Raw genomic sequence first — 16,608 nt, forward strand, 5'->3', positions numbered from 1 at the left:
CGGGCCCGGACCCCGTGCCCCGGTCGTCAGGGGCGGGCGTTGGACGGGCCCCGGGCGGCCGAGAGCTCCCGGGCCGCCGACTCCGCGTCGCGCAGCACCCGTACCGCGTTGGACCAGGTCAGCTTCGCCAGATCGGCCCGGGACCAGCCGCGCCCGATCAGTTCCGCGATCAGGTTCGGGTAGCCCGACACGTCGTCCAGCCCCGCCGGGGTGAAGGCGGTGCCGTCGAAGTCCCCGCCGATGCCGATGTGGTCCACGCCGGCCACCTCGCGCATGTGGTCCAGGTGGTCGGCGACGGTGGCGGCGGTGGCCACCGGACGCGGTCGCGCCGCTTCGAACTCCCGGTGCAGGGCCATCGCCTCGGGGGTGGTGTCGAGGTGGTGCAGGCCGTGCGCGCGCAGGTTCTCGTCCGCCGCGAGGGTCCACTCGACGGCGGCGGGGAGGATGAACTTGGGCACGAACGTGGCCATCGCCACCCCGCCGTTGCCGGGCAGCCGCTCCAGCACGTCGTCGGGGACGTTGCGCGGGTGGTCGCAGACGGCGCGCGCCGAGGAGTGCGAGAAGATCACCGGCGCCCGCGAGGCGTCGAGGGCGTCGCGCATCGTCGTCGCGGCGACGTGCGAGAGGTCCACGAGCATCCCGATGCGGTTCATCTCGCGCACGACCTCGCGGCCGAAGTCGGTGAGGCCGCCGTGCCGGGGTTCGTCGGTCGCCGAGTCCGCCCAGTCGATGGTGTCGTTGTGGGTGAGCGTCATGTACCGCACGCCCAGCTGGTGCAGGGCGCGCAGGGTGGCGAGCGAGTTGTTGATGGAGTGGCCGCCCTCGGCGCCCATCAGCGAGGCGATCCGGCCCTCGGCGCGGGCCGCCTCCATGTCGTCCGCCGTCAGCGCGCGCACCAGCGAGCCCGGGTAACGGGTGATCAGCTGGTCGACCCCGTCGATCTGCTCCAGGGTGGCGCTGACCGCCTCGTCCCCGCTGTAGTCGGAGCGCACGTACACGGACCAGAACTGGGCGCCGACCCCGCCGGCCCGCAGCCGGGGGAGGTCGGTGTGCAGGTGGTCCGACTGGTCGCCGGCGATGTCCCGCCGGTCGAGGTCGTAGCGGACCTGCTGGCGCAGCGCCCAGGGCAGGTCGTTGTGCCCGTCGACGACCGGGTACTCGGCGAGCAGCTCCCGGGCCTGCGCCAGCAGGTCCGCCGCGCTCATTTGCCGAATCCGAAGGACTCCGCGCCCGCGACCTTCGTGCGCAGCCGCTTGCCCTTCTCGGTGGCCTGGTCGTTCAGCTCCTGCTGGAACTCGCGCATCCGGCCGAGCAGCTCCGCGTCGTGCGCGGCCAGCATCCGTACGGCCAGCAGGCCCGCGTTGCGCGCCCCGGCGACGGAGACGGTGGCGACGGGGACCCCGGCGGGCATCTGGACGATCGACAGCAGCGAGTCCATGCCGTCGAGGTACTTCAGCGGGACCGGTACGCCGATGACCGGCAGCGGGGTGACCGACGCGAGCATCCCGGGCAGGTGGGCGGCTCCGCCCGCGCCCGCGATGATCGCCTTCAGGCCCCGGTCGGCCGCCTGCTCGCCGTACGCCACCATCTCGCGCGGCATCCGGTGGGCGGAGACGACGTCGACCTCGTAGGGGATCTCGAACTCGTCCAGGGCCTGGGCGGCGGCCTCCATGACCGGCCAGTCGGAGTCCGAGCCCATGACGATGCCTACGACGGGAGAGGTGCTCATTCGGTGATCGTTCCTCTGAGGTAGCCGGCTGCGTGACGTGCGCGCTCCAGCACATCGTCCAGGTCGTCGCCGTAGGTGTTGACGTGGCCGACCTTGCGGCCGTGTTTCACGTCCTTGCCGTACATGTGGATCTTCACCTGCGGGTCGTGGGCCATGCAGTGCAGGTACGCCGCGTACATGTCGGGGTAGTCCCCGCCGAGCACGTTCGCCATCACGGTCCAGCGGGCCCGGGGGCGCGGGTCGCCCAGGGGGAGGTCCAGGACCGCGCGGACGTGGTTGGCGAACTGGGAGGTGACCGCACCGTCCTGGGTCCAGTGGCCGCTGTTGTGCGGTCGCATGGCCAGTTCGTTGACGAGGATGCGGCCGTCGGCGGTCTCGAACAGCTCCACGGCCAGGTGGCCGGTCACGTCGAGCTCGGCGGCGATGCGCAGGGCCAGGGCCTGGGCCTCGCCCGCGAGGGCTTCGGAGAGGTTGGGGGCGGGGGCGATCACCGTGTCGCAGACCCCGTCCACCTGGATGGACTCGACGACGGGGTAGGCCACCGCCTGGCCGTGCGGGGAGCGGACGATGTTGGCCGCGAGCTCGCGGACGAAGTCCACCTTCTCCTCGGCCAGGACCGGGACGCCCGCCTTGAAGGGGGCCTCCGCGTCCTCGGGGGTGCGGACGAACCACACGCCCTTGCCGTCGTACCCGCCGCGCACCGTCTTGAGGATGACGGGGAACCCGCCCACCTCTTCCGCGAAGGCCGCCGCGTCCGCCGGATCGCTCACGATCCGGTGGCGGGGGCTGGGCGCGCCGATCTCGTCGAGCTTGGCGCGCATCACCCCCTTGTCCTGGGCGTGCACCAACGCGTCGGGCCCCGGCCGGACGGGGATGCCGTCCGACTCCAGGGCCCGGAGGTGCTCGGTGGGTACGTGCTCGTGATCGAAGGTGATCACGTCGCAGCCGCGCGCGAAGGCGCGCAACGTCTCCAGATCGCGATAGTCGCCGATGACGACGTCGCTCACGACCTGGGCCGCCGAGTCCTGTGGGGTGTCACTGAGGATCTTGAATCTGATGCCGAGGGGGATACCCGCCTCGTGGGTCATGCGGGCGAGCTGACCGCCGCCGACCATGCCGACTACCGGGAACGTCACGCCTCCAGGGTATCCGCCGGTATTCCGCCATTCGGACGTGACCCTGGCGCGGACCCTTCGGTGGGTCGCGAAGGCCCCGTGTGCCGTGCGTCGCAAGGGGTGCCGGGGCGCAGACTCCCGCCACGGGGGACACTTAGCATGGTGTGGTTGACGAGATCGGGTGACGCGCCGCCGCGGGGCGACGACGACGGACAGGGACTGAACCATCACATGAGCAGCACGCCGAACGCCGTACCGCTGTCCGAGCGCTTCCGCGGTCTGGCCCGGGAGGTCGTCAAGTTCGGAGCGGTCGGCGGAGCGGGCGTCCTGGTCAACTTCGGCGTCTTCAACCTGCTGCGCAGCACGACCGACCTGCAGACGGTGCGCGCGAACGTCATAGCCATCGTGGTCGCGATCATCACGAACTACGTGGGGTTCCGCTACTTCACCTACCGTGACCGCGACCTGGGCAGCCGCCGCCGCGAGATGCTCCTCTTCGTCCTGTTCAGCGGGATCGGCATGGTCATCGAGAGCGGCGTGCTCTACGTCGGCACGTACGGCTTCGGCTTCGACAGCTCGCTCGCCAACAACGTCTTCAAGTTCTTCGGCATGGGCGTGGCCACCGTGTTCCGCTTCTGGTCCTACCGGACCTGGGTCTTCAAGGCCCTGCCCACTCCGGCCGCGCACTCGCTGGTCGTCGAGCAGCGCGACGGGCACGAGGCGCCCACCGCCCCCCGCACCCCCGAGCCCGCGGCCAAGCAGGGCTGACCTACCTGACCGTGCGCTCCGGCTCCGCGCGCTCCGGGGCGGTGCGGCTGAGGAAGAGCGCGAACACCGGCGGCCTGCTCTGGAGGAGTTCCAGACGGCCGCCGTCGGCTTCTGCGAGGTCCCGGGCGACGGCCAGGCCGATGCCGGTGGAGTTGCGGCCGCTGATGGTCCGCTCGAAGATCCGGTTGCCGAGGTCGGCGGGGACGCCGGGGCCCTCGTCCGTGACCTCGATGACGGCCTGGTTGCCGGTCACGCGGGTGCGCAGGGCGACGGTGCCGCCGCCGTGCATCAGCGCGTTCTCCACGAGGGTCGCCAGTACCTGGGAGACCGCACCGGGGGTGCCCACGGCGCGCATGCCGGTCTTCCCGGAGCGGACGACGGCCCGTCCGGCGCTGCGGTAGGCCGGCCGCCACTCCTCCACCTGCTGCTTGACGACCTCGTCCAGGTCGAAGGGGACCGCCGAGCCGGTCCGGGGGTCCCGGGAGTTCGTCAGCAGCCGCTGGACCACGTCCGTGAGCCGCTCCACCTGGGTGAGGGCGATGGTGGCCTCCTCCCGCACGGTCTCCAGGTCGTCGGTGACCGTGATCTCCTCCAGCCGCATCGACAGGGCGGTGAGGGGGGTGCGCAGCTGGTGGGAGGCATCGGCGGCCAGGCGCCGCTCGGCGGTCAGCATGCGGGCGATCCGCTCCGCGCTGGAGTCCAGCACGTCGGCGACCCGGTCGAGCTCGGGAACCCCGTAGCGCTTGTGCCGGGGTCGCGGGTCGCCCGAGCCGAGCCGTTCGGCGGTCTCGGCGAGGTCGGTGAGCGGGGAGGCCAGCCGGTTGGCCTGGCGCACGGCGAGCAGTACGGCCGCCACGACGGCGAGCAGCGCCACCGCGCCGACCACGGCGAGGGTCCGTCCGACCTCCCTGGTGACGGTGGCGCGGGACTCCTCGACGACCACGTTCACGCCCTGCTCGCCGCGCGCGGTGCCCCGGATGACGCTGTCGTCGATCCGGTCGCCGACCTCGACCACCGGGCGGCCGGGGATGGTGATGCGGGCGTACGTGCCGAGGTCGAGCTGTTCGGCGATGGCGCCCGCGTCCACGGGCTTGTGCTCCAGGGCGTCCGCCTCGACGATGCCGAGCAGCCGCAGCGCCTCGGAGCCGATGCGGTCCTGGGCGCTGCTGGTGATGGTCCGGGTCTCCACGATGACGAGGGAGACCCCGAACACGGCGATCACGACGAGCACCACGGCGAGCGTGGAGTTGATGAGGCGGCGGCGCATGCCTTAGAGGATGCCCGATGCCCCGGAGGGCGTGGCCTCAGCTCTTCTCGAAGCGGAAGCCGACGCCGCGGACGGTGGCGATGTAGCGGGGGTTGGCGGCGTCGTCGCCCAGCTTCTTGCGCAGCCAGGAGATGTGCATGTCGAGGGTCTTGGTGGAGGACCACCAGGTGGTGTCCCAGACCTCGCGCATCAGCTGGTCGCGGGTGACGACCCGGCCGGCGTCGCGGACCAGGACGCGCAGCAGGTCGAACTCCTTGGCGGTGAGCTGGAGCTCCTCCTCCCCCATCCAGGCGCGGTGCGACTCGACGTCGATCCGCACGCCGTGGGTGGCGGGGGCCTGGCTGGCCTCGGTGGCGCCGCGCCGCAGCAGGGCCCGGACGCGGGCCAGCAGCTCGGCGAGGCGGAAGGGCTTGGTCACGTAGTCGTCGGCGCCGGCGTCGAGGCCGACGACCGTGTCGACCTCGTCGGCACGGGCGGTCAGGACCAGGATCGGGAAGCCGTGGCCCTCGGCACGCAGTCGCCGGGCCACCTCCAGGCCGTCCATGCCGGGCAGGCCCAGGTCCAGGACGACGAGGTCGACGCCGCCCTGCAGTCCGGCGTCCAGGGCGGTGGGGCCGTCCTCCCGGACCTCGACCTCGTAACCCTCCCGGCGCAGGGCGCGGGCGAGGGGTTCCGAGATGGATGCGTCGTCCTCGGCGAGCAGTACACGCGTCATGTGGGTGATGGTAGTCCGCGGCGGCTTGAAGCAGGCGCTTGCCCGCACACCCCTCTCGAACTGGGGTTATGAACTACTATCCGCCTTCGAACTTGATGGATCGGTTCCCGCGAAACCTGTGATCCATCTCTCAAGCCCTTCCATATGCATCGGGCCCCTGTCGTATGGTGGCGGAACGCCCGATGCACTATCGAGGGGACATTTGCGCTCAAATCCGAGCCAAGAACCTCAAATTCTGCTCTGGCCGGTTCGCCCCGGCCCAGATGACAGTGAATGACCTATGGGCCGGGCCCGGCGCGCGAGGAGGCGCGCAGGGCGTGGATCCCGGTTACGGCTGCCCCGTCACCCCGCCATAGCGGGACACGAGACCCCAGGGCGTGGGGTGGGACATACGTCGCCGGTGCCGGCCAACCCCCACCGGGCGCTGAACAGCTCACGAAGCCAAGCGTCCCGAGCAAGCAAGGATCGACCATGGCTTCCAGCCTGACGAAGGACTCGGCGACTCCGGCGCCGGAAAAGACCTTCTTCGGACACCCCCGTGGCCTGGCCACTCTGTTCATGACCGAGATGTGGGAGCGTTTCAGCTTCTACGGCATGAAGGCCCTGCTCCTCGTCTACCTGCTCTCCGGTGGCCCGGATGCCAAAAAGGGCAGCATGGCCGGCGGCATCGGGATGGACGAGGGCACGGCGATCACCGTGTTCTCCATCTACGCCTCCATGGTCTACCTCCTCGCCCTTCCGGGCGGGTGGCTGGGTGACCGCGTCTGGGGTCCCCGCAAGACCGTGACCATCGCGGCCGTGACGATCATGTCGGGTCACGTGGTCCTCGCCCTGCCGGGCGGCGCGACCTTCTTCGTCGGCCTGGCCCTCGTGGCCATCGGTTCCGGTCTGCTGAAGGCCAACATCTCCACGATGGTCGGCCAGCTGTACAAGGACGCGAACGACCCGCGCCGTGACGGCGGCTTCACCATCTTCTACATGGGCATCAACGCCGGCGCCTTCTTCGCTCCGCTGGCCATCGGCACCGTCGGGCAGAAGGTCAACTGGCACCTCGGCTTCGCCATGGCCGCGGTGGGCATGGCCATCGGCCTGGTCGCCTTCCTGCTGGGCACGAAGAACCTGAACCCGGTCAGCTCCGTCGTCCCGAAGCCGCTGTCGGCCGACGAGCGCTCCGCCTGGATCCGCAAGATCGTCGCCGTTGTCGCGGTCGTCGCCGTGTTCTACACCGCCGTGGGCATGGCCGGCATGTTCACCAAGGCCTGGGCGACCATCCCGCTGACCGTGATCGGCCTGATCGTGCCGACGGGCGTGCTGATCCGCATCAAGCGCGACAAGGACCTCAACCGGTCCGAGCAGTCGAAGATGACCGGCTACATCTGGTTCTTCGTCGCGGCCGCGGTCTTCTGGATGATCTACGACCAGGGTGCCTCCACCGTCCAGTCCTTCGGCGAGACCAAGGCTGCCGGGTCTCTGCTCGGCTTCGAGTTCCCCTCGTCCTGGTACCAGTCGCTGAACCCGCTCTTCGTCATGGCCCTGGCCCCGGTCTTCGCCTGGATCTGGCTGTGGCTGAACCGCAAGGGCAAGGAGCCCTCGACGGTCGGCAAGTTCGCCGCGGGCCTGTTCGTCATCGGCGTGTCGTTCTTCTTCTTCCTGGTCCCGATCGCCCTGGCCGCCAACGGCCAGGCCGTCACCCCGATGTGGCTGGTCGGCATCTACCTGATCATGACCGTGGGCGAGCTGTGCATCTCCCCCGTCGGCCTGTCGGTCACCACGAAGATGGCCCCGGCCAAGTACGCGTCGCAGATGATGGGCGTGTGGTTCCTCGCGGTCACGGCCGGCGACTCCGTCACCGGCCTCCTGTCCGACCCGGCGGTGTTCGCCGTCGACCTGAACGGCACGGTCGCGGTCGCCATCGAGGCCACCCTCGCCGTCCTGGCCGGCGTCGCGGTCTTCATGTACCGCAAGAACGTCAAGGAGCAGATGGGCGAGGTGCGCTGACGCACCGGCCCCACAGGGGCGGCCCCGCACACCGGAAGGTGTGCGGGGCCGCCCCTTTTGGTTCCCCGACAATCCCGGGAGATATCCGGACGGTCAGCTCCGGACCGAATTCATTCACACCCCGGACGGATTACCCGAATCGAAGAATTGGGCCCTGAAAGTCAGGCGCCCTTCACTTCGGAGGAAGCCCCGACCAGGAACGCCTTGAATCCGCAGCCGACGGAGACAGCCGAGCCCGTGGTGGCCCAGTCGCTGCGGAAGGTCCGCCGGACGACGTGCTCGCGCGCACCCTGGACGATGTCACAGGTGATCACAGCGCGGTGGGCGGCCCCCGAGGGGAACCGGCCACTGCAGCGGGACGTGGCGGTCGGACGGCCGAGCTTGTCCAGGCTGGCGGTGGCCTTGCAGCCGCCGTCGATACCACCCGTCGGCGCCGCGGAAGCCGCGGGCGCACCGAGCAGGGCCATCGCCGACGCGGCAGTGACTGCGATGACTACAGACTTGAACTTCACTTGTTACCCCGTACTTTGAGCTCTTGCCATTCAATGGCGGAAACGGATGACATTCCCATGGGATGGAGGATGCACACCCCGTAGGCCTCATCACGAGAGGACGTTACTCGCCGGTTGGATCACCAACAAATGTTTAATCGTCACGCATCGGGGGCGGTAATCGGGGCCTGATTCCGTCCCGGTCTCGCGGCACCGGCGAAGCCCGAGTGCGCACCCTCGGACAGAAGGGTGCGCACTCCCCGTCACCGGGAGGGGCTAGCGGGTGCCGCGCAGGCGCCGCCAGGGGGTGAAGGTGAAGACCGCGCCGCCGAGGAGGATGACGGTGCCGGCGACCAGGGCGAGGGCCTTGAGGCCGCCGTCGTCGTCGGAGCCGGTCTCGGCGAGGCCGCCCGAGGCGGCGGAACCGCCGGAGGCCGCGGCGGAACCCGAGGAGGTGGAGCCCGAGCCGCCCGGCTGGGCGGTGGTGTCCAGCTCCAGGGAGACGCCGCTGCTGGACGCCTTGCAGGGCACGTTGATCGGGGTGGAGCCCGGGGCCATCGTGACGTCGATCGTCAGCTGGTCGGGGCTCAGCGTCACCTTGCCCGACTTGCCGGGCTTGTAGGTGCCCGTCATGTCGCTGAGGCTGACCGGGGCCTTGTCCGGGATCGGCTCGGCGTTGGCCGGGCCGGTGACCTTGACCGTGCCGCTGTCGGCGCCGCCGAGCTTGATGGCCATCGAGGGCTTGAGGGCCCCCGCGGGCAGGGCCATGGGGGCGGCCATGGCGCCCTTGGCGGTCTTGACCGTGAGGTCGAAGGCGCCGCTCGCGTTCTTCTTGGCGTTGACGGTGACCGGGGTCTTGATGCCGCCCGGGACGACCGCGCCGCAGTCGTAGGCCACCTCGACCGCCTTGCCCGGGAAGTCGGTCTGGCCGCCGCTGCCGCCGGTGGAGCCGGTGGTACCGGAGCCGCCCGAGGTGGTGGTCGAGCCGCCCGAGGTGGTGGAGCCGCCGGTCGTCGCGCCGCCGGTGGTGGTGCCGCCGGTGGTGGTCCCGCCCGTCGTCGCGCCGCCGGTGGTGGTGCCGCCGGTGGTGGTCCCGCCCGTCGTCGCGCCGCCGGTGGTGGTGCCGCCGCCGTCCGTCACGTCGATGACCGCCCCGCCCTTCACCTCGCCCACCGGGGAGCACTTGGTGACGAAGGTCCCGAAGGAGAAGGTCACCGCGACCTCGTACTTGCCGGGGGTCACGGTGATCTTCCCGGTCTTGGTCAGCTTCAGCTTGCCCTTCATGACCGACATCACCATGGGGGCCTTCTTCGGGATCTCCGGGTTCTTCTTCTCCCCGACGACCTTGACCTCCCCTCCCCCGCCCCCGACCGCGAGCCAGCCGGTGGGCTGGACCGAGTCCTTCGGGATCACCATCAGGTCGGTGTTGTTCGAGGCCGGCTTCACCGTCTCCCACGACACGTCGACCTCGTCGCCGACCTTGGCCGTGGCCGGTGCGGTGATCTTGGCGGTGGTCTCGCCCTCCACCGGGTCGCCGCCGCCGGCCGGCGGTACGCACTTGACCTTGAACGTGGCCTCGGCGGCCTGGGCGGGGGAAGCCGCCACGGCGACACCCGCGCCGCCGAGCAGCAGCGCGACCACGGCCGCGCTCGCCCTCCGTTGGGTCTTCACGATGGTCCTTTCGTCGTCGGACTGTGATCGGACGGTGCGGACGTCTGTGGGGGTCCCGGGTCCCGCGGCTGCGGCCCGGGATCCGGCGGCGGCTGCGGGGTGAACCACGGGAGGGCCGGGGGCGCGGCCCCGGGAGGGGCCCCGGCGGCGGTGATCCGGGGCAGCCGGGCGGTCACCGCGGCCGCCGGGTCCGGGGCGGCCTTCGGGCCCCGGTGGCGGCCGGCGGACCCCGCCGCGCGGGGCCGGACCCGGTCGACGACGGCCATGCCGGCCCGGAAGAGCGCCGTCGGGACCACCACCAGCAGCAGGCCCCAGAAGAGCAGCACCCCGTACGGGCGGTCCACGCCCCAGGGCTGGGCGGCCAGGACGGTGTCCCCGTACTTGAGGGAGACGGTGTAGTCGCCGTGGGCGCCCGCCGGCAGGGCCACGTCCAGGGCGACCTCCGCCTTGCCGCCGGGCGGGATCGTCCCCTTCCAGCGGGCCTCCTCCCACACCGGGGCGAAGACCCCCTGCGCGGTGCCGAGCTGGAAGACGGGGTCCTTGACCGGGGCGGAGCCGAGGTTGCCGACGGTGGCGGTGAACGTGCGGGAGGGCGGGGCGCCGAACCAGGTCAGCACCCCGTCCTCGCCCTTCAGCCGGACCCCGGTCAGCATCGCGAGCCGGGCCGTGCCGGACTCGGCGGGCAGTTCGGCCACCGGATGGCCGGTGATCCTGATCGGCACCGCCACCGTGGACTGGTCCCCGTTGACGGAGGTCACGTTGACCACGCAGGGACAGGGCTTGGGCGGTTCCGCGACCGGCAGCCGGGCGGTGAAGCGGCCGTCGTCGGTGACGGAGACGGCGGCCCCGTCGGCGTTGGCGCAGCTGTTGGTGCCGCCGATCATGTTCTGGCCGCAGACCAGCAGCATGACGAGGGTCTTCGCCCGCCAGCCGGTGCCGGTGACCGTGATCTCGGTGCCCTTGGCCGCCTCCTGGAGGGAGAGCGCCGCGGCGGGCTCGCCCTCCGCCGCGGCGGCCGGGGCGGCCGCCTGGAGCAGCGCCGGCACCGCGAGCAGCGCCAGGGCGAGGGCCGCCAGGGCCGCGCCGAGGGGGGATGCGGCCTTCGCGCCGACCGTGCGGCTCACCTGGGGGCTCCCGTCAGCTCGTGCCGGTGCGGTTCCACGTCTTCGCGGGCCCTGGCCGGCGCCCTCCCCGGTGCCCCGGGCGGGTCCGCGCGCCGGGTGCGCCGGTCGCGCCGGGCCCGTACGAGGAGCAGTGCGGCCAGGGCGGTCCCGCCGAGGGCGGACAGGGCTCCGGCGGCCAGTCCGGCGGTGCCGCCGGGTGCCAGCCAGGCTCCGGCCGTGGCGGTGGCCGGGGCGGCGCCGGGGGCGGTGGCGGTGAGGGTGAGGGCGACCCGGTCGAGGGCGGGCGCGTCGGGCCAGGGTTCGGCGAGGCGGACCCGCCGGCCGGGCAGCAGCTCGACGGACAGGGCCCGGGCGGGCCGGGCGGGCGGCTCGTGCAGGAGGCCCTCGGCGCTCAGGGCGAGCTCCGGGGTCAGGGCCACGTTGCCCCGGTTGACCAGGGTGTAGTGCACGGTGGCGGCCGCGCCGTGGCCGCGTACGGAGACGTCCTCGACGGTGAGGGCGGCGACGGCCGGGCCCGCGACGCGCAGGTGGATCCGTACGCCCGCCTCGCGGCCGTCCCCGGTCGCGACGACGGCGGCGGGGTGGTCGCCGGGCGGGGCGGCGGGCGGCACGGTGACGGTGAAGGGGACCACCGCGCGGGTGCGGGGCGGGAGCTTCACGGTGCCGGAGCCGCCGAAGCTGATCCAGGAGCCCGCGCCGGAGGCCCCGGGCGCGGCGGGGCGCACGGCGAGGGCGCCGTCCGGGGCGTTGTAGGCGTCGGCCCCCCGCAGGGTGACGGTCTGCTCGCGGTCGCCGGGGTTGTCGAGGGCGAGGCGGTCCTCCAGGACGGTGCCGGCGGGGCCGGCGAGGTAGAAGTACGGGCGCGCGGGGCCGGGACGGGTGGTGGCCGGCCCGGCGGTCCAGCCGGGCTCGTCGGCGGCCGCGGCCGGGACGCCGCAGACGGTGGCGCCGCAGACGGTGGCGGTGGCGAGGAGCGCGGCGCCGAGCCGGCGGGGGCCGCGTCGGCCGGGGGCGGGGAGCACGGGCGGCGGCTCCGTTCAGGACCCGGTCCGCCGGGGCCCCCGGCCGCGCCGGGTCAGCCAGAGCGTTCCGGCGGCGCCGGAGAGGAGCACGGTGGCGCCGAGGGTGCCGAGGGCGAGGGCGGAGTCGGCGGGGCCGGTCTGCGGGAGGGTGTCCCCGCCGCCCCCGCCGTCGGGCTGCGGTGCTCCGCCGCCGGCCGCCGTCACCTCCGTCTCCAGGGACGGCTTCGGGCTGTTGCCCGGGGTGCAGGTGGTGGTGGTCCCCATGGCCTTGATGGTGAGGACGCCCGCGGTGAAGGTGACCTTGCCGCTCTTCTTCGGGGTGTAGGTGCCCGAGAGGTCGGTGATCTTGATGGGGGTGTTGGCGGGCGCGGCCTCGGGGTTGGGCGGGCCGGAGACCGGTACGGAGACCTTCTCGGCACCGTCGGTCATGATCACGGCGCTGGGGTTCATCGCGCCCTTGCCGAGCTCGATGGGGCTGGAGGAGACGCCCTTCTGGAAGGACATCGTCAGCTTGTAGCCGTCGCCCTCCTTGACGGCCTTGATGTCGATGGGCGAGACCGCCGACTTGTCCCCGATGGGGGTCTGGCACTTGTACTCGACGTCGACCACGTCGGCGTGGGCCGCGGGGGCGGTGAGCAGGACCGCCGCCCCGGCGAGCGCGGAGGCCAGCGCGAGTGCGGTGGAGCGTTTCCGGTCGGACACCTTCGTCTTCCCCTCGGGCCACAAGTTACTGACGACACATCAGATTGGTGGCACAAGGTACGCCCGGGACCTTACGGAGGGAAGACAAAGGGCAGACGGCACTTCGGGCGGTTCGGCGGCCGGCGCGCGGCCGCCCGCTCAGGCGGCGCGGACCCCCCGCTGCCAGACGGCGGAGACGAGCGGCACGCCCGGGCGGTAGGCGAGGTGGACGTGGCTCGGGGCGTCGAGCAGAGCCAGGTCCGCGCGGGCGCCGGGGGCCAGCCGGCCGATGTCGGTGCGGCGCAGCGCGCGGGCCCCGCCGGCGGTGGCGGCCCACAGGGCCTCGTCGGGGGTCATGCCCATGTCCCGGACGGCGAGGGCGATGCAGAACGGCATGGAGCTCGTGTACGAGGACCCGGGGTTGCAGTCCGTCGACAGGGCGACGGTGGCCCCCGCGTCCAGCAGCCGGCGGGCGTCGGGCCACTTCGCGCGGGTGGAGAACTCGGCGCCGGGCAGCAGGGTCGCGACGGTGGTGCCGGCGGCCTGGGCGAGCGCGTCCACGTCGGCGTCGGTGAGGTGGGTGCAGTGGTCGGCGGAGGCCGCCTCCAGCTCCACGGCGAGCTGCACGCCGGGCCCGTAGGTGAGCTGGTTGGCGTGGACGCGGGGGATCAGCCCGGCGGCGGCGCCGGCGGTGAGGATCGCGCGGGCCTGGTCGCCGTCGAAGGCGCCCTTCTCGCAGAAGACGTCCACCCAGCGGGCGTACGGGGCGCAGGCCGCCAGCATCTCGCCGGTGACGAGGTCCACGTAGCCGGCCGGGTCGTCGGCGTAGTCCGGGGAGACGATGTGCGCGCCGAGGTAGGTGACCTCCTCGGTGTGCGCGGAGGCGATGCGCAGGGCGCGGGCCTCGTCGGCGACGGTGAGGCCGTAGCCGGACTTGGTCTCGAAGGTGGTGGTGCCCTGGCGGCGTGCCTCGTCGAGGTGGCGCAGCAGGTTGGCCTCCAGCTCCGCGTCGGTGGCGGCGCGGGTGGCGGCGACGGTGGTGCGGATGCCGCCGGCGGAGTAGCTGCGGCCGGACATCCGGGCGTTGAACTCGGCGGTGCGGTCGCCGGCGAAGACGAGGTGGCTGTGCGAGTCGACGAAGCCGGGGATGACGGCGCGGCCCTGCGCGTCGAAGGACGCGTCGGCGGCGGGGGCCGCGGCGGCGGGGCCGGCCCAGGCGACGGTGTCGCCGTCGATGACGAGGGCGGCGTTCTCGACGAGGCCGAGCGGCGAGCCGTCGCCGAGGGCGGGGTCGTTGGTGACGAGGCTGCCGATGTTGGTGATCAGGGTGGTGGACACGGAGGGGTTCCTCTCGGAGGTGTCTGTTCCCCCCGCCCCGCCCCTTCCCGGAACCGGGGCCTGCGGCCCCGGACCCCGCGCCTCGGACGCCGACGGGGCCATGGACGGGAAGGGGCGGGGCGGGGGGCTCCAGGCTGTCAGCCGCGGACGGCGGCGATCGAGTCGGTCAGGGCCCCGGCCACGTCCCCGACCAGGGTGTGGGCGCCGTCGCGGACCACGTGGCGGCCGCCGACCACCGTGTGGCGGACGTCGGCGGCCGAGGCGGCGAAGACGGCCGTTTCCGCGCCGAGGCGCGGCAGCGGGCCGGCCGTGCGCACGGAGTCCAGCGCGATGGTGGTGAAGTCGGCGAGGGCGCCCGTCTCCAGGCGGCCCGCGTCCGGCAGGCCGAGCGCGGCGTGCCCGTCTTCGGTGGCGGCCCGCAGCAGGGCGTTCGCGGTCCAGTGACCCCGGGTGCGGCTGGCGAGGCGCTCGTTCAGCTCCATCGCGCGGGCCTCCTCCAGGAGGTCGATCACGGCGTGGCTGTCGCTGCCCAGCGACAGCGGGCTGCCGGCCCGCTGGAGCCGGCCGGCCGGGCCGATGCCGTCGGCGAGGTCGCGTTCGGTGGTGGGGCACATGCAGGTGCCGGTGGTGGTGCCGCCGAGCAGGGCGATGTCCGCGTCCGTCAGGTGCGTGTTGTGCACGCCGGTGGTGCGCGGGCCCAGCACCCCGTGGTCGGCGAGGAGCTGGGTGGGCGTGCGCCCGTGGGCCGCCCGGCAGGCGTCGTTCTCGGCCGTCTGCTCGGACAGGTGGACGTGCAGCGGGGCCTGCCGGTCCTGCGCCCAGCCGGCGACCGTGGCCAGCTGGTCCGCGGGGACGGCGCGCACGGAGTGGACCGCCGCGCCGATCAGCGCGTGCGCGCGGGGCTTGAGGGCGGAGACCCGCTCGGCCCAGGCGTCGGCGGTGCCGTCGGAGAACCGCTTCTGGTGCTCGTTGGGGGCCTCGCCGAAGCCGGAGGAGAGGTAGGCGGTGTCGAGGAGGGTGATGCGGATGCCCGCCGCCGCGGCGGCCTCGATCAGGGCCTCGCCCATGGCGTTGGGGTCGGCGTACGGGGTGCCGCCGGGGGCGTGGTGGACGTAGTGGAACTCGCCGACGTTGGTGACGCCGGCCAGGGCCATCTCCGCGTACACGGCGCGGGCCAGGTCGAAGTAGGTCTCGGGGGTGAGGTTCTGGGCGACCTTGTACATGACGTCGCGCCAGGTCCAGAAGGTGCCCGAGCCGACCTGGACCACCGAGCGCAGGGCCCGGTGGAAGGCGTGGCTGTGCGCGTTCGCCAGGCCCGGGACGGTCAGGCCGCGCAGCACCTCGGCGCCGGGGGGCGGGGTGTCCGTCCCGGTGCGCAGGGCGGCGATCCGCCCGTCGGCCCCCGCCTCCAGGGCGACGCCCGGCTCGACGGTGTTGCCGAGCCAGGCGTGCTCCAGCCAGTACGTCTTCAGCGGCATGCGAGGCCTTCCAGTACGTCGGCGAGTGCGAGGACCCCGGCGACGCAGTCGTCCTCGGCGGCGAACTCCCGCGGCGAGTGGGAGACGCCGGTGGGGTTGCGCACGAACAGCATCGCGGTCGGGACCGCGGCGGAGAGGATTCCGGCGTCGTGTCCCGCGCCCGTGCCGAGGACCGGGACGGAGCCGCCGAGGAGGCGGTTCAGCTCGTCGCGCAGGGCGTGCTCGAACTCGACGACGGGGGTGAAGGACTCCCGTACGACGTTCAGGTCGATGCCGTCGCGGTCGGCGTGCTCGCGGGCGGCCTTCTCGACGGCCGTGACGACGGTGTCGAGGGTGGCCTGGTCGGCGGCGCGGGAGTCGAGCCAGCCCCGGACGAGGGACGGGATGGCGTTGACGCCGTTCGGCTCGACGGAGATCTTGCCGAAGGTGGCGACGGCACCGGCGAGGGCCGCCTCCCGGCGGGCGGCCAGGACGGTCTCCGCGTACGTGAGCATCGGGTCGCGGCGGTCCACCAGGCGGGTGGTGCCCGCGTGGTTGGCCTCGCCGTGGAAGTCGAACCGCCAGCGGCCGTGCGGCCAGATCGCGGACGCGATGCCGACGCGGTCGCCGGACAGGTCGAGGGCGCGGCCCTGTTCGACGTGGAGTTCGACGAAGGCCCCGATGCGGGCGAGGCGTTCGGGGTCGGCGCCGATGGCCTGCGGGTCGTACCCGGCGGCCTCCATGGCCTGCGGGAGGCTGACGCCGTCGGCGTCGCGCAGCTCGTACGCCTTCTCCTTGGTCAGCTGTCCGGCGGCGAGCCGGGAGCCGACGCAGGCCAGCCCGAAGCGGGCGCCCTCCTCGTCACCGAAGTTGGTGATGGCCAGGGGCCGGGTGAGGGTGGCGCCGCGGGCGCGGAGCTCGTCCAGGGCGGCGAAGGAGGACACCACGCCGAGGGGGCCGTCGAAGGCCCCGCCGTCGGGGACGGAGTCCAGGTGGGAGCCGGTGACCACGGCGTCGCCCGCGAGGGGGTCGCCGAGCCAGGCCCACTGGTTGCCGTTGCGGTCCACCTCGTACGCGAGCCCGCGCGCCTCGGCCTGCCCGCGGAACCAGGCCCGGCAGTCGGCGTCGGCACCGGTCCAGGCGTAGCGGCGGTAGCCGCCGGAGTCCGCGTGGCGGCCGATGGGGGCGAGGTCGTTCCACATGCCGTGGAAGGAGGACCCCGTCCCCGGCCG

15 protein-coding genes are annotated in these 16,608 nt (G+C 73.0%); 2 read left to right on the top strand and 13 right to left on the bottom strand.

All coding sequences use genetic code 11. From position 1 onward, the window contains the following. Positions 1 to 26: 26 nt before the first annotated feature. From ACIPW5_RS12555 to ACIPW5_RS12565, 3 genes are read right to left on the bottom strand one after another with little or no spacing between them, the layout of a single operon-like run. Positions 27 to 1,205 (bottom strand): dipeptidase, encoded by a 1,179-nt coding sequence (locus ACIPW5_RS12555; protein ID WP_401243903.1) that lies wholly within the window; start codon positions 1,203 to 1,205, stop codon positions 27 to 29. Next, entirely contained in the window at positions 1,202 to 1,729 is a 528-nt protein-coding gene (gene purE / locus ACIPW5_RS12560) for a 5-(carboxyamino)imidazole ribonucleotide mutase (RefSeq protein ID WP_401243905.1), read from the bottom strand. The genes ACIPW5_RS12555 and purE overlap by 4 nt, the downstream gene beginning before the upstream one ends. After that, positions 1,726 to 2,865, bottom strand: coding sequence for a 5-(carboxyamino)imidazole ribonucleotide synthase (locus ACIPW5_RS12565; RefSeq protein ID WP_401243907.1), 1,140 nt, complete (start codon positions 2,863 to 2,865; stop codon positions 1,726 to 1,728). The genes purE and ACIPW5_RS12565 overlap by 4 nt, the downstream gene beginning before the upstream one ends. A gap of 210 nt (positions 2,866 to 3,075) precedes the next feature. Here ACIPW5_RS12565 and ACIPW5_RS12570 point away from each other — a divergent pair, with 210 nt between their 5' ends. Beyond that, positions 3,076 to 3,612, top strand: coding sequence for a GtrA family protein (locus ACIPW5_RS12570; protein WP_401243908.1), 537 nt, complete (start codon positions 3,076 to 3,078; stop codon positions 3,610 to 3,612). Between the two features lies 1 nt (position 3,613). Here the strand turns inward: ACIPW5_RS12570 and ACIPW5_RS12575 are convergent, their stop codons facing one another. Next, the gene (locus ACIPW5_RS12575; protein WP_401243910.1) at positions 3,614 to 4,879 is read right to left on the bottom strand and encodes an ATP-binding protein; all 1,266 of its coding nucleotides are present in this window, start codon (positions 4,877 to 4,879) and stop codon (positions 3,614 to 3,616) included. A gap of 37 nt (positions 4,880 to 4,916) precedes the next feature. Continuing rightward, the gene (locus ACIPW5_RS12580; RefSeq protein ID WP_007264490.1) at positions 4,917 to 5,594 is read right to left on the bottom strand and encodes a response regulator transcription factor; all 678 of its coding nucleotides are present in this window, start codon (positions 5,592 to 5,594) and stop codon (positions 4,917 to 4,919) included. A gap of 471 nt (positions 5,595 to 6,065) precedes the next feature. Here ACIPW5_RS12580 and ACIPW5_RS12585 point away from each other — a divergent pair, with 471 nt between their 5' ends. After that, entirely contained in the window at positions 6,066 to 7,592 is a 1,527-nt protein-coding gene (locus tag ACIPW5_RS12585) for a peptide MFS transporter (protein ID WP_401243913.1), read from the top strand. Positions 7,593 to 7,753: 161 nt separating this feature from the next. On the opposite strand, the gene ACIPW5_RS12590 is transcribed toward ACIPW5_RS12585, so the two are convergent. The 8 genes from ACIPW5_RS12590 to ACIPW5_RS12625 form a co-directional block, all read right to left on the bottom strand. After that, a complete protein-coding gene (locus ACIPW5_RS12590; protein WP_401243915.1) occupies positions 7,754 to 8,104 on the bottom strand; it encodes a hypothetical protein in 351 nt (116 codons plus the stop codon). Positions 8,105 to 8,359: 255 nt separating this feature from the next. After that, the gene (locus ACIPW5_RS12595; protein ID WP_401243917.1) at positions 8,360 to 9,754 is read right to left on the bottom strand and encodes a hypothetical protein; all 1,395 of its coding nucleotides are present in this window, start codon (positions 9,752 to 9,754) and stop codon (positions 8,360 to 8,362) included. Further along, positions 9,751 to 10,878, bottom strand: coding sequence for a neocarzinostatin apoprotein domain-containing protein (locus ACIPW5_RS12600; RefSeq protein ID WP_401243919.1), 1,128 nt, complete (start codon positions 10,876 to 10,878; stop codon positions 9,751 to 9,753). The genes ACIPW5_RS12595 and ACIPW5_RS12600 overlap by 4 nt, the downstream gene beginning before the upstream one ends. Continuing rightward, complete coding sequence (locus ACIPW5_RS12605) at positions 10,875 to 11,900, bottom strand: hypothetical protein (RefSeq protein WP_401243921.1); 1,026 nt, start codon at positions 11,898 to 11,900, stop codon at positions 10,875 to 10,877. Before ACIPW5_RS12605 ends, ACIPW5_RS12600 begins: the two co-directional genes overlap by 4 nt. 15 nt (positions 11,901 to 11,915) lie before the next feature. Then, positions 11,916 to 12,602, bottom strand: coding sequence for an LPXTG cell wall anchor domain-containing protein (locus ACIPW5_RS12610; RefSeq protein WP_401243923.1), 687 nt, complete (start codon positions 12,600 to 12,602; stop codon positions 11,916 to 11,918). A 138-nt stretch (positions 12,603 to 12,740) separates the two neighbouring features. Beyond that, on the bottom strand, positions 12,741 to 13,919 hold the full coding sequence (hutI, locus tag ACIPW5_RS12615; protein ID WP_401243925.1) for an imidazolonepropionase: 1,179 nt from the start codon (positions 13,917 to 13,919) through the stop codon (positions 12,741 to 12,743). Positions 13,920 to 14,056: 137 nt separating this feature from the next. Further along, positions 14,057 to 15,397 (bottom strand): formimidoylglutamate deiminase, encoded by a 1,341-nt coding sequence (locus ACIPW5_RS12620; protein WP_401243927.1) that lies wholly within the window; start codon positions 15,395 to 15,397, stop codon positions 14,057 to 14,059. Beyond that, positions 15,388 to 16,578, bottom strand: coding sequence for an allantoate amidohydrolase (locus ACIPW5_RS12625; protein ID WP_401244369.1), 1,191 nt, complete (start codon positions 16,576 to 16,578; stop codon positions 15,388 to 15,390). Before ACIPW5_RS12625 ends, ACIPW5_RS12620 begins: the two co-directional genes overlap by 10 nt. Positions 16,579 to 16,608 lie beyond the last annotated feature (30 nt).

Origin of the sequence: Streptomyces sp. NPDC090077 (assembly GCF_044747545.1) — a bacterium.
Taxonomy (GTDB): domain Bacteria; phylum Actinomycetota; class Actinomycetes; order Streptomycetales; family Streptomycetaceae; genus Streptomyces.

Coding starts and splice junctions, on each gene's coding strand:
- ACIPW5_RS12555 (WP_401243903.1), bottom strand. CDS start 1,205: ATGAGCGCGGCGGACCTGCTGGCGCAGGCCCGGGAGCTGCTCGCCGAG.
- purE (WP_401243905.1), bottom strand. CDS start 1,729: ATGAGCACCTCTCCCGTCGTAGGCATCGTCATGGGCTCGGACTCCGAC.
- ACIPW5_RS12570 (WP_401243908.1), top strand. CDS start 3,076: ATGAGCAGCACGCCGAACGCCGTACCGCTGTCCGAGCGCTTCCGCGGT.
- ACIPW5_RS12575 (WP_401243910.1), bottom strand. CDS start 4,879: ATGCGCCGCCGCCTCATCAACTCCACGCTCGCCGTGGTGCTCGTCGTG.
- ACIPW5_RS12580 (WP_007264490.1), bottom strand. CDS start 5,594: ATGACGCGTGTACTGCTCGCCGAGGACGACGCATCCATCTCGGAACCC.
- ACIPW5_RS12585 (WP_401243913.1), top strand. CDS start 6,066: ATGGCTTCCAGCCTGACGAAGGACTCGGCGACTCCGGCGCCGGAAAAG.
- ACIPW5_RS12620 (WP_401243927.1), bottom strand. CDS start 15,397: ATGCCGCTGAAGACGTACTGGCTGGAGCACGCCTGGCTCGGCAACACC.
- ACIPW5_RS12625 (WP_401244369.1), bottom strand. CDS start 16,578: ATGTGGAACGACCTCGCCCCCATCGGCCGCCACGCGGACTCCGGCGGC.